At 33.5% G+C, this 15,206-nt stretch carries 16 protein-coding genes; 14 read left to right on the top strand and 2 right to left on the bottom strand.

The window, feature by feature from the left end:
• Positions 1-44 precede the first annotated feature (44 nt).
• Positions 45-602 carry a GNAT family N-acetyltransferase gene (locus ACP3TL_RS06775; protein ID WP_285325519.1) on the bottom strand — a complete coding sequence of 186 codons (558 nt, stop codon included), beginning with the start codon at positions 600-602 and terminating at the stop codon, positions 45-47.
• Positions 603-981: 379 nt separating this feature from the next.
• Here ACP3TL_RS06775 and ACP3TL_RS06770 point away from each other — a divergent pair, with 379 nt between their 5' ends.
• From ACP3TL_RS06770 to ACP3TL_RS06755, 4 genes are all read left to right on the top strand, one after another.
• Positions 982-1,116, top strand: a complete 135-nt coding sequence (locus ACP3TL_RS06770; RefSeq protein ID WP_069832914.1) for a beta-class phenol-soluble modulin — start codon at positions 982-984, stop codon at positions 1,114-1,116.
• A 45-nt stretch (positions 1,117-1,161) separates the two neighbouring features.
• The gene (locus ACP3TL_RS06765; protein WP_069816301.1) at positions 1,162-1,296 is read left to right on the top strand and encodes a beta-class phenol-soluble modulin; all 135 of its coding nucleotides are present in this window, start codon (positions 1,162-1,164) and stop codon (positions 1,294-1,296) included.
• Positions 1,297-1,338: 42 nt separating this feature from the next.
• Positions 1,339-1,473 (top strand): beta-class phenol-soluble modulin, encoded by a 135-nt coding sequence (locus ACP3TL_RS06760; RefSeq protein WP_069816297.1) that lies wholly within the window; start codon positions 1,339-1,341, stop codon positions 1,471-1,473.
• 146 nt (positions 1,474-1,619) lie between these two features.
• The gene (locus tag ACP3TL_RS06755; protein WP_069832913.1) at positions 1,620-2,306 is read left to right on the top strand and encodes a YjjG family noncanonical pyrimidine nucleotidase; all 687 of its coding nucleotides are present in this window, start codon (positions 1,620-1,622) and stop codon (positions 2,304-2,306) included.
• Between the two features lie 217 nt (positions 2,307-2,523).
• On the opposite strand, the gene ACP3TL_RS06750 is transcribed toward ACP3TL_RS06755, so the two are convergent.
• Positions 2,524-2,964: an N-acetyltransferase gene (locus ACP3TL_RS06750; protein ID WP_021338686.1), complete on the bottom strand. Its 441-nt coding sequence runs from the start codon at positions 2,962-2,964 to the stop codon at positions 2,524-2,526.
• A gap of 270 nt (positions 2,965-3,234) precedes the next feature.
• Between ACP3TL_RS06750 and bshC the strand changes: the two genes are divergently transcribed.
• From bshC to ftsZ, 10 genes are all read left to right on the top strand, one after another.
• The gene (gene bshC, locus ACP3TL_RS06745; protein ID WP_069832912.1) at positions 3,235-4,848 is read left to right on the top strand and encodes a bacillithiol biosynthesis cysteine-adding enzyme BshC; all 1,614 of its coding nucleotides are present in this window, start codon (positions 3,235-3,237) and stop codon (positions 4,846-4,848) included.
• A 149-nt stretch (positions 4,849-4,997) separates the two neighbouring features.
• Positions 4,998-5,429 carry a division/cell wall cluster transcriptional repressor MraZ gene (gene mraZ / locus ACP3TL_RS06740; RefSeq protein WP_069832911.1) on the top strand — a complete coding sequence of 144 codons (432 nt, stop codon included), beginning with the start codon at positions 4,998-5,000 and terminating at the stop codon, positions 5,427-5,429.
• 15 nt (positions 5,430-5,444) lie between these two features.
• Positions 5,445-6,380 (top strand): 16S rRNA (cytosine(1402)-N(4))-methyltransferase RsmH, encoded by a 936-nt coding sequence (rsmH, locus tag ACP3TL_RS06735; protein WP_069832910.1) that lies wholly within the window; start codon positions 5,445-5,447, stop codon positions 6,378-6,380.
• Between the two features lie 14 nt (positions 6,381-6,394).
• Entirely contained in the window at positions 6,395-6,805 is a 411-nt protein-coding gene (gene ftsL / locus ACP3TL_RS06730; RefSeq protein WP_021338689.1) for a cell division protein FtsL, read from the top strand.
• Positions 6,786-9,026 carry a penicillin-binding protein gene (locus tag ACP3TL_RS06725; protein ID WP_069816286.1) on the top strand — a complete coding sequence of 747 codons (2,241 nt, stop codon included), beginning with the start codon at positions 6,786-6,788 and terminating at the stop codon, positions 9,024-9,026. The genes ftsL and ACP3TL_RS06725 overlap by 20 nt, the downstream gene beginning before the upstream one ends.
• Positions 9,027-9,232: 206 nt before the next feature.
• Complete coding sequence (mraY, locus tag ACP3TL_RS06720) at positions 9,233-10,198, top strand: phospho-N-acetylmuramoyl-pentapeptide-transferase (RefSeq protein ID WP_069816284.1); 966 nt, start codon at positions 9,233-9,235, stop codon at positions 10,196-10,198.
• A 1-nt stretch (position 10,199) separates the two neighbouring features.
• Entirely contained in the window at positions 10,200-11,549 is a 1,350-nt protein-coding gene (gene murD / locus ACP3TL_RS06715) for a UDP-N-acetylmuramoyl-L-alanine--D-glutamate ligase (RefSeq protein ID WP_069832909.1), read from the top strand.
• A 15-nt stretch (positions 11,550-11,564) separates the two neighbouring features.
• A complete protein-coding gene (locus ACP3TL_RS06710) occupies positions 11,565-12,452 on the top strand; it encodes a cell division protein FtsQ/DivIB (RefSeq protein WP_285325520.1) in 888 nt (295 codons plus the stop codon).
• 105 nt (positions 12,453-12,557) lie between these two features.
• Positions 12,558-13,964, top strand: a complete 1,407-nt coding sequence (gene ftsA / locus ACP3TL_RS06705; protein WP_069816273.1) for a cell division protein FtsA — start codon at positions 12,558-12,560, stop codon at positions 13,962-13,964.
• A 29-nt stretch (positions 13,965-13,993) separates the two neighbouring features.
• Entirely contained in the window at positions 13,994-15,166 is a 1,173-nt protein-coding gene (gene ftsZ / locus ACP3TL_RS06700; protein ID WP_069816271.1) for a cell division protein FtsZ, read from the top strand.
• Positions 15,167-15,206: the final 40 nt, after the last annotated feature.

Here is a 15,206-nt window from a genome sequence, read left to right as displayed (position 1 = left end):
TTTATAGAGATTACTAGAAGATTCCAATTTTGGAGTCTTCTTTTTTAATGTTTACCTTTATTGATGAAATTACTTTTAAATTCGTCGTATAAGATGCTCATATATAAGTCGGTTTCATAATTTCCATTTATATATGAACCTTCACGATCGCTACCTTCAATTATAAAACCTGCATTTTTGTAAGAATTTATAGCTCTATAATTATATGAAAGGACTCTTAAATAAACTTTATGGAGGCCTAAGTCATTAAAGGCATATTCCAAAATGTGTTGTGTTACTTGAGTACCAATTCCTCTATTCCAAAACTGTGGATTAAATATACCTATTGCAAACTTAGATTTATTATTTGTTTCATCTAAAGTTAAACGAGCTTGTCCAATAAATAAATTGTCATAGTCAATAACCCATTCATATGGGTTAGCTATAATTTTCGCGATTAATAATTTAGCACCAGATTCTTGCTTTTCAGTTTCTGAATTTATTTCAGAGCCATACATTCTTAAAAGCTCTTCATTAAAAGGGACTGAGAGATAATCTTCAATGTCACTTGCTTGAGCCTCTCTTAAACTTAGATGCTTATTAATTTTAAGCACTGCTTTCATAATGTTCCTCCCAATCTATTCATATAGTCTGTTGAATTTATTTATATCAGCATACTACAAATTAATTGTGATTATACATTAATTTTAAAAAATTCTGATAAAATCAATGCTTTTCTTACAAAAAATTAATAATCCGCCAACATTATGAAAAGTTATTTAATTGTGCGAAATACAATTAAGGATTCATAACTGTTTCAAACTAGCAATTAAATAACAGATACAGCGATTTTATGATTAAGTAAGGAATTTCGAACAATATAATCAAATATTATCTTATATTATACATAATAAGTGATACACAAATAAAACATATTTTATAAGTATCACTTTAAACATAATTTTCAGTCAGAGAAATCTTATTTTATAAGGAGTGTTTATAATGGAAGGTTTATTTGAAGCAATTAAAAATACAGTACAAGCTGGTATTGCAGGAGATGGCATGAAAATTGGAAGTGGCGTTTTAGACATCATTTCTAATGGGGCAGCATTAATTTCTCAAGCGTTAGGATTTTAATCTAAGTAGATTTTAAAAAATAATACTTTAAAGGAGATAATCAATATGTCAGATTTATTTAACGCAATAAAAGAAACAGTACAGGCAGGAATTGCAGGAGACGGAGTTAAATTAGGGACAAGCATTGTAGATATCGTATCAAGCAGTGTAGGTCTATTAGGACAATTATTCGGATTCTAGTAAAAATAAACTATAAAACTTATAAATAGAGGAGAGATTTTTATGTCTAAATTAGCAGAAGCTATCGCAAATACTATACAAGCAGCACAATCAGGTAATGGTGTAGAATTAGGGACAAGTATTGTAGATATTGTATCAAGCGGTGTCGGATTATTAGGTCAATTGTTTGGATTCTAATTATTAAAATAGGAAGTAGTGGTCAAGGTGATAACCTTGGCCATTTTTTTGTATGTTCAAAATGTGTATACTGTTATTGAGTGAATAAAAGCAATAAATGTATTCAATTATATTAATGAATATGTATAAAAAGAGGGGAAATAAAAATGAATTCTAAAAGTCTACTCATAGATTTTGACGATACAATCGTAGATTTTCATGATGCGGAATCACATGCATTTTTCAAAATGGCAGAAAAATATAAATTGATCGCTAATCATGACGATTTAAAAACCTTTATGAAAGTGAATCAAGCGCATTGGGAAGCTTTTCAAATTAATAAGTTAACGAAAGAAGAGGTTCTAAGTAAGCGATTTGAAGTATATTTTGATTTACATGAAATGACAGTGGATGGTGAAGAAGCGGATCACATATTTAGAGACGAATTAGCGAAAGCACCAATAAAATTCTTTCCTAACACAGTTGAAACTTTAAAGTATTTAAAACAAAATCATGATTTATATATTGTGACGAATGGTGTGTTAGAAACGCAAGAGCGACGTATTGAGAAGGCACAGTTTGGTCAATTATTTAAAGGCGTTTTTGTTTCAGAACAAACAGGTTACCAAAAACCAATGCCTGAATTTTTTGATTATGTATTTAAGGAAATTGGTGAAGACAAACGAGATAATGCCATAATCGTCGGGGATTCTATGACATCAGATATTTTAGGCGGTAAAAATGCCCAAATTGACACGTGTTGGTTTAATCCTAGAAATAAAATAAATGAAACTGATATCAAACCGGATTATACAATAAAATCACTCAATGAATTATTAATTTATATGAAATAAAAAAGGGGCAGGAATACGAAATTAAATTGGATTTCGAGCCCCTGCTATTTTTCGGATAACTAAAAGAGGATTCCAAGAGTTGAAGCGGTCGTAAAAAACTACGCGTCTACATTAAAGTAGACGCGTAGTTTTTTAAAGCTGAAAACAAATGCATTTAGCATCAGACTGCTAATGAAAATAAAACAACTGAGACATATGTTTTATCTTTCGTACTCTTTTATGGTGTCCAAACTAGAACATCATGTCCATCTTTGTTTACTGCATTTACATCTTTGAATCCTTGTTTAATAAAGAATGCTTTAGATTGGTTACGAGCAATTACTTTAATAGGAAGTCCTTGTTTTTTTGCAAAATCCAACAACTCTTTACCGTAACCACGATTCTGAAAGTCGTTTAATACTTCTAATTTCCACAATACGTTGTAATCGTCGAAATCAGGGAAGTAGACTTCTTCAACATCGCCTTTACGATACAATGCCATTCTTGCACCTAATCTATCTCCGATTTGAATACCATAAAAAGGTGAATCTGAACTCGCATCTATCATTTCTCCACGAAGTTCATCAACCATATACAAATCTTTGTTGCCGAAGTTTCTAAAATCTTCGAATAATTCGTCTGTTTTATAATTTATATCAAGACGTTTTACGTTACTCATAGCGTCTTCCCCCTTTGTACTATTATATTTTATTATACCTTATTTCTAATGATATTTCACAAAAATGACGACGGGAAACATACTGTTAAAGTAGACTGTATACAATGCTTATTTCAAATACATAAACACACTTTTTCAAAAATCGTTTATTATAGTATGTGCATTGAATTAAAAAGTAAAAAATACAGGTTATTTTAAGCCGTTAAATTGTCAATATAGTACATAAACTTTATACTGATTAGGAATAGAGTAACATAAGGAGAATTACGAATGGATTGTATGACTATGAAACTTAACGAAAAAGATCAATTTATTTCAAAAATTAAACAAAGTGATTCAACACTAGCTCAGTTTTATCATTTAGATGCAATGGATAAGAATAACTATAAACAAAGACTTCTAAGTGAAAATAATGGAAGAGAAGTTGCATTAGCGCAAGTGATTGGAAATTATATGAGCGATTTATCTTTGACTGAGGAACAAGAAAGTAATATTAAATTATTAAGTGATGGCGCAAAAGTAATTGTTGGCGGACAACAAGCAGGTTTATTTGGTGGACCTTTGTATACATTCCATAAAATATTTTCTATTATTACACTAAGCCAACAACTATCTAAAGATTATAATAAACATGTCGTACCTGTGTTTTGGATTGCAGGGGAAGATCATGATTTTGACGAAGTAAATCATACTTATGCATATAATAATCAAGATGCTAAGTTACATAAAATCAAATATCATACAATGGAGCCACCAGAAGCAAGTGTCTCACATTATAATCCTGATAAAGCTCAGCTCAAGGAAACTTTGAATCAATTTTTCCAACAACTGAATGAAACTGAACATTCACGACCTTTAATTGAAATGTGTCGTAATATTATTGATGCACATGATAGTTGGTCCGATATGTTTAAAGCATTGCTACATGAAGTATTTAAAACATATGGTTTATTATTGTTGGACGCTAATGATTCTGAACTACGTCGATTAGAGCAACCGTTTATCAGAAAAATTGTGGAAAATCATCTTGATGTTGATGCAGCCTTTAGAAAAACACAATCACAAACAACAGCAAGTGGTTTGGAGCAAATGATTCAAACAGATACAAATGTGCATTTGTTTTTACACGAAGATAATATGAGACAATTACTGACATTCAAAGAGGGTCAATTCTATTTGAATAAATCAGATAAAACAATGACGCTTCAAGAGGTTTTAGATATAGTAGATTCAGAGCCGGAAAGGTTTTCAAATAATGTGGTAACAAGACCTGTTATGGAAGAATGGTTATTTAACACTGTTGTCTTTATTGGTGGACCAAGTGAAATAAAGTATTGGACCGAATTAAACGATGTGTTTAGAACATTGGATGTTTCAATGCCAATCGTCTTACCACGCTTACGAATTACTTATATTAATCACAGAATTGAAAAATTAATAGCACAATATCAACTGGATAAAAACCAAATTATCGAAAATGGAATTGAAGATGCTAAACAAAAATTTGTTAGAGCACAAGCATCTCAAACATTCATTGATCAAATTGAATCAATGAAAGCACAGCAAGAAACACTGTATCAATCGCTAAAAGCAGAAGTAAAAGGCAACAATGATAATACATTGTTATTAGAAAAAAATAATTCAATTCATCAAAAGCAATACGACTATTTGATAAATAGATATTTATTAAATATTGAACGAGAAAATGAAATTAGCATGAAACATTTCAAAGTATTAAGTGGCACACTTCATCCAATGGGAGGGTTACAAGAAAGAATATGGAACCCTTTACAAATTATGAATGATTTTGGGATGAATGTGTTCAATCCCTCCACTTATCCACCACTTTCTTACACTTTTGATCATATTATAATAAAACCTTAGAGACAGTAAGGGTGCACCCGATTCATCTTTTTGATGAATCGGGTGTTTTTTTACGTTGAATAAGAAATTATGGTTATATTTGTATAATTAGTGGAGGATAGTGGTGAGATGTGGTAAATTATATATATGAGAAGGTGAGGTGATTATAAATGTTCATGGGAGAATACGAGCATCAGTTGGATACAAAAGGACGTATGATAGTGCCTTCCAAGTTTCGCTATGACTTAAATGAACGTTTTATAATCACTCGAGGCCTCGACAAATGTTTGTTTGGCTATACTTTGGAAGAATGGCAAATTATCGAAGAGAAGATGAAGACATTACCAATGAATAAAAAGGACGCACGTAAATTTATGCGTATGTTCTTCTCGGGAGCCGTAGAAGTAGAGCTGGATAAACAAGGGCGTATTAACATTCCGCAAAACTTGCGACAATACGCTAACTTAAGCAAAGAATGTACAGTAATAGGTGTCTCAAATCGTATTGAAATTTGGGATAGAGGAACTTGGAACAGTTTCTATGAAGAATCTGAAGATAGTTTCGAAGATATTGCTGAAGACCTGATTGATTTTGATTTTTAATAGGAGGAGTTAAATTTGTTTCATCATGTCAGCGTTATGCTTAAAGAAACCATTGATTATTTAAATATTAAAGAAGATGGTGTCTATGTCGACTGTACATTAGGTGGCGCAGGGCATGCCCTCTATTTATTAAATCAATTGGGTGACGAAGGTAGGCTTATAGCAATCGACCAAGATACAACAGCGATTGAAAATGCTAAAGAAGTTTTGAAAGAACACTTACATAAAGTGACCTTTGTCCATAGCAACTTTAGAGAATTAACTGAAATTTTAAATGATTTGAATATTGAAAAAGTAGATGGCATCTACTACGACTTAGGTGTGTCCAGTCCACAATTGGATGTAGCTGAACGTGGGTTTAGTTATCATAACGATGCCAAATTAGACATGCGAATGGATCAAACACAATCGTTATCAGCTTATGAAGTTGTAAATGATTGGCAATTTGAAAAATTAGTCAGAATCTTTCATCGATATGGCGAAGAAAAATTTTCAAAACAAATTGCGCGTCGTATAGAACAGAACAGAGAACAAAAGCCAATCGAAACAACGCTAGAACTCGTTGATGTAATAAAAGAAGGTATACCTGCAAAAGCTAGGCGAAAAGGCGGACATCCTGCAAAAAGGATTTTCCAAGCAATTAGAATTGCAGTGAATGATGAATTATCTTCATTCGAAGATTCACTAGAACAAGCGATAGGTGCAGTAAAAATTGATGGTAGAATTTCAGTCATAACTTTCCATTCATTGGAAGATAGATTATGCAAACAGATGTTTCAAGAATATGAAAAAGGTCCAGATGTTCCACGGGGATTGCCAGTCATACCTGAAGCGTACACGCCTAAATTGAAACGCGTTAACCGTAAACCCATTACCGCTGCTGAAGAAGATCTAGATACAAATAACCGTGCGCGTAGTGCGAAGTTACGTGTTGCAGAAATATTGAAATAAGGAGTGAATGATGAGTGGCAGTAGAGAAGATTTATCAACCTTATAATGGATCAGAACAACAGATTCCCGAATCACAACCGAGGAAACAACCTAAAACGCAACCTAAAACCAAAACCGTAAAACGCAAAGTAGTAGTTCAACTTACAAAGTTTGAGAAAATGTTATACATAGGACTTATAACAGTAATTGCTTTAATAAGTATTTATATGCTATCTTTAAAAATGGATGCGTATGATACTCGAGGAAAAATTGCAGATTTAGATACTAAAATCGAACAACAATCAAGTGAAAACAGCGCAATAGAATCTGAAATTAAAAAGAACTCTTCATATGAACGCATTTACGATAAGGCAAAAGACGAAGGAATGAGCCTTAAGAACGACAATGTAAAGGTAGTGCGTAATAATGGCGAAGCGAAAAATTAGATTTAAAAAACCGAACTTTCTAATTAAACAAAGTAAAATAGGGGCAGTCCTACTCGTTCTCGGATTTGGACTGCTCTTTTTTACGTTGGTTTTAAGATACTCATATATTATGTTGACAGGGCACTCTTCCGGCGAAGATTTAATAATGAAGGCAAACGAAAAATATTTAGTCCAAAGCCAAGAGCAACCTGAACGTGGAAAAATATATGATCGTAATGGAAAAGTACTAGCAGAAGACGTAGAAAGATATAAAGTCGTTGCTATTGTTGATAAAAAAGCGAGTGAAGGCAGCGAGAAACCGAAACATGTTACAGACAAAAAAGAAACTGCGAAGAAATTAGCGACAGTGATAGATATGTCTGAGGAAGATATTGAAAAAAGACTGGATAATAAGAAAGCATTTCAAGTTGAATTTGGACAAAAAGGTTCTGATTTAACCTATCAAGAAAAAGAAAAGATAGAGAAAATGAATCTACCTGGTGTCACGCTCTATCCAGAAACTGAACGTTTCTATCCTAATGGTAACTTTGCGTCACATCTTATTGGCATAGCACAAAAAGACCCTGATACTGGGGAACTAAATGGTGCTATGGGCGTTGAAAAGATATTCGATAGTTATTTATCAGGACAAAAAGGTGCGTTATCTTACATTCATGATATTTGGGGCTACATTGCGCCAAATACAAAAAAAGAGAAAACACCACAACGCGGTGATGATGTCCATTTAACTATAGATTCCAACATTCAAGTCTTTGTTGAAGAAGCACTAGATGGAATGGTTGAGCATTATAAACCGAAAGATTTATTTGCTGTAGTCATGGATGCAGATTCAGGTGAAATTCTTGCATACAGTCAACGACCTACGTTCAACCCAGAAACTGGCGAAGATTTTGGTAAAAAATGGGCGAATGATTTGTATCAAAATACGTATGAACCAGGTTCCACATTTAAAAACTTTGGTTTAGCGGCAGCAATTGAAGAAGGAGAATTTAAACCAGATAAAAAATATACGGCAGAACCAAGAGAAGTCATGGGATCGAAAATTTCCGACTGGAACAAAGTAGGTTGGGGAGAGATACCAATGTCACTTGGTTTCACATATTCTTCAAACACCCTAATGATGCATTTACAAGATTTAGTTGGCTCAGATAAGATGAAAGAATGGTATGAAAAATTTGGATTCGGTGAATCAACGAACGGTATGTTTGATGGTGAAGCTACTGGTGACATCGCATGGGATAATGAAGCACAACAAAAAACATCTGCATTTGGTCAATCAACGACTGTAACACCAGTACAAATGTTACAAGCGCAATCAGCGTTCTATAATGAAGGTAATATGTTGAAACCGTGGTTTATAGATAGTGTATCTAATCCTGTAAGTAATGATACTTTCTACAAAGGTGAAAAAGAAATCGCTGGTAAACCAATCAAAAAAGATACGGCTAAAAAAGTACGTACTGAAATGGATAAGGTTGTTAACAGCGAAGACAGTAATGCTAAAAACTATAAAATCGATGGTTATGAAATAGAAGGTAAAACCGGAACAGCACAAGTAGCGGATTCAGATAATGGTGGATACGTAGAGGGTGAAAATCCATATTTCGTAAGCTTTATCGGTGATGCACCAAAAGATGACCCTGAAGTTGTTGTTTATGCTGGTATGAGTTTAGCTCAGAAAAATGATCAAGAAGCATATGAAAGTGGTGTGAGTAAGGCCTTTAAACCAATTATGGAGAACACGTTGAAATATCTGAATGTTGGTGATAAAAATTCTAAAGACAAATCAGATGTGAAATACAGCAAAGTGCCAGATGTTGAAGGTCAAGAAACACAAAAAGCACAAGACAAAGTGAATAGTAAATCTCTAGAACCTATCGTTATAGGTGACGGTGAGAAAATCACAAAACAATCTGTTACTGCAGATAAAGAGGTATTGCCTAATAGTAGAGTGCTATTATTGACTGATGGCGATGTTACGATGCCAAATATGTCCGGTTGGACTAAAGAAGAAGTCATTGCATTTGAAAAGCTCACGAATACAAAAGTAACTACCAAAGGTAGCGGATTTGTTTCTGAGCAATCTATAACAGAAGGTCAAAAGATAAGTAAAAAAGATAAGATAGAAGTAACGTTGTCTTCTGAAGAAATAAATGGAGAAACAGCTGATGACGAATCAAAATCTAAAGACAATGAAGAAAACAAAGAAGATAAAGAATAAATTTATTTAGCACAACTTCTGATTTCAATTTTAACTCATGTTAGAATATTTGTTTCATGATTATGAGGTATTCAAAAATAGTAGCTTGTCAGTATTTAGTAGCGTATGACGTTAATTAAATAACTGGTAAAGCTACTTACCTCTATACATATTGTAGCCACTTAGCACTAAGAAATAATCCAATTAAATATATAAAGGAGCATAATATGGTTTATTTACTCGCAATTATTGCACTTTTAATCACTTTTATATTAGTCCCAGTATTGATACCAACGTTAAAAAGAATGAAATTTGGGCAAAGTATCAGGGAAGAGGGCCCACAAAGTCATATGAAAAAGACAGGCACACCTACAATGGGTGGACTTACTTTCCTGATTAGTATCATTGTAACTTCGATACTTGCAATTATTTTTATGGAAAATCCTAACCCAATAATTTTACTATTATTTGTAACAATAGGGTTTGGCTTAATCGGTTTCATAGATGATTACATCATTGTTGTGAAAAAGAACAATGAAGGATTAACAAGTAAACAAAAATTTTTAGCACAGATTGCGATAGCAGTCATCTTCTTCATTTTGAGCCAAGCGTTTAATTTAACTGATTTTTCTACAGGAATACATATTCCATTTACGAATACAGAAATACCACTATCCATTGCATATGTATTATTTATTGTGTTTTGGCAAGTAGGGTTCTCTAACGCAGTGAATTTAACAGATGGTTTAGACGGACTCGCAACAGGCTTATCTATAATTGGATTTGTTATGTATGCAATTATGGCGTATTTCCAAGGTGCTACATCTATCGGTCTATTCTGTATTATTATGATTTTTGCATTAGTTGGGTTCTTACCATTCAATTTAAACCCAGCTAAAGTGTTTATGGGAGATACAGGTAGTTTGGCATTAGGTGGTATATTTGCCACAATTTCAATTATGCTAAACCAAGAATTATCACTCATTTTTATTGGCTTTGTGTTTGTTGCAGAAACTTTATCAGTAATTATTCAAGTTACATCTTATAAATTAACAGGCAAACGAATTTTTAAAATGTCACCATTACACCATCATTTCGAATTAGTTGGTTGGAATGAGAAGAAAGTTGTTACGGTATTTTGGACAGTAGGCTTGATTTCAGGACTAATCGGCCTATGGATTGGAGTGAATTAAATTGCTGAAATATACAGGGTTAGAAAATAAAAATGTATTAGTAATTGGTTTAGCGAAAAGTGGTTATGAAGCAGCTAAGTTGTTAAATAAGTTGGGCGCGAATGTCATAGTTAATGATGGCAAAGATTTAAGCCAAGACTCACATGCGAAAGACTTAGAAAATAGAGGGATTAAAGTCATTGGAGGAGAACATCCGCTGTCTTTACTTGATAGTAATCATATTATAGTTAAAAATCCTGGAATACCCTATACTGTACCTTTACTTGAAGCTGCTGTAGAAAAAGGCTTGAAAATCTTAACAGAAGTTGAATTGAGTTATTTGATATCAGAAGCACCTATTATTGGTGTCACAGGTACAAATGGTAAAACTACAGTAACGTCATTAATTGGCGATATGTTTCAAAAAAGTAGAGTAACAGGTAAAGTATCAGGGAATATTGGATATGTCGCTTCTAAAGTAGCTCAAGAGGTCACAGCAAGTGATTATTTAGTTACGGAACTATCTTCATTCCAACTACTTGGTATAGATCGATACAAGCCGCATATTGCTATTATCACAAATATATACTCGGCACATCTTGATTATCATGAATCATTAGAGAACTATCAAAATGCTAAAAAAGAAATTTATAAAAATCAAACAGAGGACGATTATTTAATCTGTAATTATCACCAGCGTCATTTAATTGAGTCGGAATCATTAAGTGCCAAAACCTATTACTTTTCTACACAACAAGAAGTTGATGGTATTTATGTAAAAGATGGTTTTATTGTGTTCAAAGGATTTAGAATCATTCATAAAGATGATTTAGTTTTACCGGGTGAACATAATTTAGAAAATATACTTGCTGCGACTTTAGCTGCACTTTTAGCTGGTGTATCAGTAAGAGCAATCATTGATAGTCTTACAACATTCTCTGGTATTGAACATAGATTACAATATATCGGCTCGAACAAAACGAATAAATATTACAATGATTCAAAAGCAACCAATACACTTGCAACACAATTTGCATTAAATTCATTTGATCAATCAATTATTTGGTTATGTGGTGGTTTAGATCGTGGTAACGACTTTGATGAACTTATTCCTTATATGAAAAACGTCAAGGTGATGGTCGCATTTGGAGAAACGCAAAGTAAATTTGTGAAGCTAGGTGAAAGTCAGGGCAAATACGTAATAACGGCGACTGACGTACAAGATGCAGTCGATAAAATACAAGACGCTATAGAACCAAATGACGTTGTACTTTTATCACCGGCCTGTGCAAGTTGGGATCAATACAATACTTTTGAAGAGCGTGGAAATAAATTTATAAAAAGTTTCCAAGCGCACTTACCTTCTTTTTAAAGGGTGTGAAAATGAATGACTAATAAAGTAAGTGAATTTGACTCTGAATACTTAAAAGAAAAACGAGCAAAACGTCGAAAACGACAAAAGCAAATTCAATATTCAGTATTTGGTGTATTGTTATTTATTATCATTTTGATTCTTATATATATGTTCACGCCTTTAAGTAAGATAAGCAGTGTGGAAATAAAAGGCAATGATAATGTTTCCAAAAGTGCAATCAATAAAGCGATTGATGTTAAAGACAACTCCAGAATGTACACATATAGCACTTCAAAAGCGACGGATAAATTAAAAGACAACAAATTGATAAAAAGCGCGAAAATTACGAAACAAATGCCTAACAAATTAACGGTTGAAGTCACTGAAAATCAAATTGTTGGAATGACGAAAAAGAAAGATAATTATGTGCCTATTCTAGAAAATGGTACAGAATTGAAAAACTATGATGGTAATGCAACGGATGATGGACCCATATTAGTAGGATTTGAAAAAGAGGAGAAAGAAAAAATTATTAATGAACTTGCAAAAATGCCAGCAAATGTGAGAGGTATGATTGCAGAAATTAAATATGATCCTCAAGAAAATTTACAAAATCAAATCAAATTATTCACATCTGATGACATTCAAATTCTTGGTAATCTCAATACGATTGCTAATAAAATGAAATATTATCCGCAAATGTCTCAATCGTTAGAACGTGATGAATCAGGCGAATTGAAAAAGTCAGGATATATTGATTTATCAGTAGGTGCATCATTTATTCCTTATGGTGGTGGTAATGAAACAAAATCAGCAAGTGACAAAAATGTAGACGAACAAACAACAGAAATAGATGCTGCAAAAGACGAGTTACAAAGCGCATTAAACAAAATAAATAAAGAATCAGACAAAAATAATTAAAAAATTTCGACAAATACACGTGTTTATAGTTCACAAGCATCAAAACGTATTGTAAACTGTTAATAGTGTGAACTTGAATAAGTTATTGTCAGGAGGTGCCTATCTATGGAAGAGCATTATTATGTAAGTATAGATATTGGTTCATCAAGCGTTAAAACGATAGTGGGCGAAAAATTTCACAATGGTATAAATGTGATAGGTACAGGACAGACCTACACAAGTGGGATTAAAAATGGTCTTATTGATGATTTCGATATCGCTAAACAAGCGATAAAAGATACAATCAAAAAAGCCTCTATTGCTTCAGGTGTTGATATTAAAGAAGTGTTTTTAAAACTTCCAATAGTCGGAACTGAAGTATTTGATGAAGCAAATGAAATAGAATTTCATGAAGATACAGAATTGAATGGTACACATATTGAAAGTGTGCTTGAAGGTATTCGCGAAAAAAATGATGTGCCAGAAACTGAAATTATAAATGCATTCCCAATTAAATTTATTGTTGATGGAGAAAATGAAGTTTCAGATCCAAAAGAATTAATTGCTAGACATGGTTTGAAAGTAGAAGCTGGTGTTATTGCAATTCAAAAATCAATTTTAATCAATATGATTAAATGTGTGGAATCTTGTGGCGTAGATGTATTAGATGTGTATTCAGATGCGTATAACTATGGTTCAGTGCTATCAGCTACTGAAAAAGAGCTAGGCACATGTATCATCGATATCGGTGAAGACATTACACAACTTGCATTTTATGAACGCGGTGAGCTTGTTGATGCTGAGGCAATAGAGATGGCTGGTCGAGATATCACAGAAGATATTTCGCAAGGTTTAAACACATCTTATGAAACAGCAGAAAAAATTAAACATCAATATGGTCACGCTTTCTTTGAATCTGCTTCTGATCATGATGTATTTAGTGTGGATCAAGTGGATAGTGAAGAAGAAGCTCAATTTACTCAAAAAGATTTAGCAGATATTATTGAAGCACGTGTTGAAGATATCTTCTTTAATGCATTTGATATATTACAAGATCTAGGACTTACTAAAGTTAACGGCGGTTTCGTTGTTACTGGTGGTTCAGCAAACTTATTAGGAGTTAAAGAATTACTACAAGATATGGTCAGTGAAAAAGTAAGAATTCATACACCATCACAAATGGGTATTAGAAAACCTGAATTTTCTTCAGCAATTTCAACAATTTCTAGTAGCATTACTTTCGACGAATTGTTAGATTATGTTACAATTAGTAATCATGACAGTGAAGAATTCGAAGAAGAAGTCATCGAATCTGATGAAAGAGAACATAGCACAAAATCAAGCGGATTTGACTGGTTCAAGAAAAAATCAAACAAACAAGAAGAGCCACAAACGTCAGCTTCTGAAATGGAAGAACCAGAAGCACCTGAGGAATACGACGAAAAAGTAGACGTCAACCAAGATGAAGAACGTAAACCTCAAGACAAAGAAGAAGGTAAATTCAAAAAACTTATGAAATCTCTATTCGATTGATTGGCCATTAAAACTAGGAGGAAATATAAATGTTAGAATTTGAACAAGGATTTAATCATTTAGCGACGTTGAAAGTCATCGGTGTAGGGGGCGGCGGTAACAACGCTGTAAACCGTATGATTGACCATGGTATGAATAATGTTGAATTTATTTCAATCAATACGGATGGACAAGCTTTAAACCTGTCTAAAGCTGAAGCTAAAATCCAAATTGGTGAAAAATTAACACGTGGTCTAGGCGCTGGAGCGAACCCAGACATTGGTAAAAAAGCTGCAGAAGAATCTCGTGAACAGATCGAAGATGCTATCCAAGGCGCAGATATGGTATTCGTAACTGCTGGTATGGGTGGCGGTACTGGTACTGGTGCTGCACCAGTCGTAGCAAAAATTGCTAAAGAAATGGGAGCATTAACAGTAGGTGTCGTTACACGTCCGTTTGGTTTTGAAGGTCGTAAGCGTCAAACACAAGCAGCAGCTGGTGTAGAAGCAATGAAAGCAGCTGTAGATACATTAATTGTTATTCCTAACGACAGATTATTGGATATCGTTGATAAATCAACACCAATGATGGAAGCATTTAAAGAAGCCGACAACGTATTACGTCAAGGTGTTCAAGGTATTTCTGATTTAATCGCAGTATCAGGTGAAGTAAACCTTGACTTTGCAGATGTGAAAACAATCATGTCTAACCAAGGTTCAGCATTAATGGGTATCGGTGTTTCTTCTGGCGAAAACCGCGCAGTAGAAGCAGCTAAAAAGGCGATTTCGTCACCATTATTAGAAACTTCAATCGTTGGTGCACAGGGTGTACTTATGAATATCACTGGTGGAGAGTCATTATCACTTTTCGAAGCACAAGAATCAGCTGATATCGTACAAGATGCAGCAGATGAAGATGTAAATATGATTTTCGGTACTGTAATTAATCCAGAATTACAAGACGAAATTGTAGTTACAGTTATCGCTACTGGATTTGAAGATAAACCTTCATCACAAGCACGTAAAGCTTCAAATACTGGTTTCGGTACAAGTGCAACAAGTAGTAACAGCACAAAAGAAGATACATTTGCATCAAATACAGCAAATACTTCTCAACCATCAGAAAGTGCTAGTGAAGGCAGAAGTCATACTACAAATGAAGATGACATTCCAAGCTTTATCAGAAATAGAGAAGAAAGACGTTCAAGAAGAACTAGACGTTAATTTTCGAACTAGCTCGCCTTGTGTACATAGGGCTTAAAGC

The organism is Staphylococcus caseorum (assembly GCF_049943195.1).
GTDB classification, from domain to species: Bacteria; Bacillota; Bacilli; order Staphylococcales; family Staphylococcaceae; genus Staphylococcus; species Staphylococcus equorum_A.
This window is presented reverse-complemented; position numbering and strand designations above follow the sequence as displayed.

Bases quoted from the DNA above. Each gene is read 5' to 3' on its own strand.
- bshC (WP_069832912.1), top strand. From the start codon at position 3,235: ATGGATTGTATGACTATGAAACTTAACGAAAAAGATCAATTTATTTCA.
- ACP3TL_RS06755 (WP_069832913.1), top strand. From the start codon at position 1,620: ATGAATTCTAAAAGTCTACTCATAGATTTTGACGATACAATCGTAGAT.
- ACP3TL_RS06760 (WP_069816297.1), top strand. From the start codon at position 1,339: ATGTCTAAATTAGCAGAAGCTATCGCAAATACTATACAAGCAGCACAA.
- ACP3TL_RS06750 (WP_021338686.1), bottom strand. From the start codon at position 2,964: ATGAGTAACGTAAAACGTCTTGATATAAATTATAAAACAGACGAATTA.
- mraZ (WP_069832911.1), top strand. From the start codon at position 4,998: ATGTTCATGGGAGAATACGAGCATCAGTTGGATACAAAAGGACGTATG.
- ACP3TL_RS06710 (WP_285325520.1), top strand. From the start codon at position 11,565: ATGACTAATAAAGTAAGTGAATTTGACTCTGAATACTTAAAAGAAAAA.
- ACP3TL_RS06770 (WP_069832914.1), top strand. From the start codon at position 982: ATGGAAGGTTTATTTGAAGCAATTAAAAATACAGTACAAGCTGGTATT.
- ftsA (WP_069816273.1), top strand. From the start codon at position 12,558: ATGGAAGAGCATTATTATGTAAGTATAGATATTGGTTCATCAAGCGTT.
- ftsZ (WP_069816271.1), top strand. From the start codon at position 13,994: ATGTTAGAATTTGAACAAGGATTTAATCATTTAGCGACGTTGAAAGTC.
- ACP3TL_RS06775 (WP_285325519.1), bottom strand. From the start codon at position 602: ATGAAAGCAGTGCTTAAAATTAATAAGCATCTAAGTTTAAGAGAGGCT.
- ACP3TL_RS06725 (WP_069816286.1), top strand. From the start codon at position 6,786: ATGGCGAAGCGAAAAATTAGATTTAAAAAACCGAACTTTCTAATTAAA.
- ACP3TL_RS06765 (WP_069816301.1), top strand. From the start codon at position 1,162: ATGTCAGATTTATTTAACGCAATAAAAGAAACAGTACAGGCAGGAATT.
- mraY (WP_069816284.1), top strand. From the start codon at position 9,233: ATGGTTTATTTACTCGCAATTATTGCACTTTTAATCACTTTTATATTA.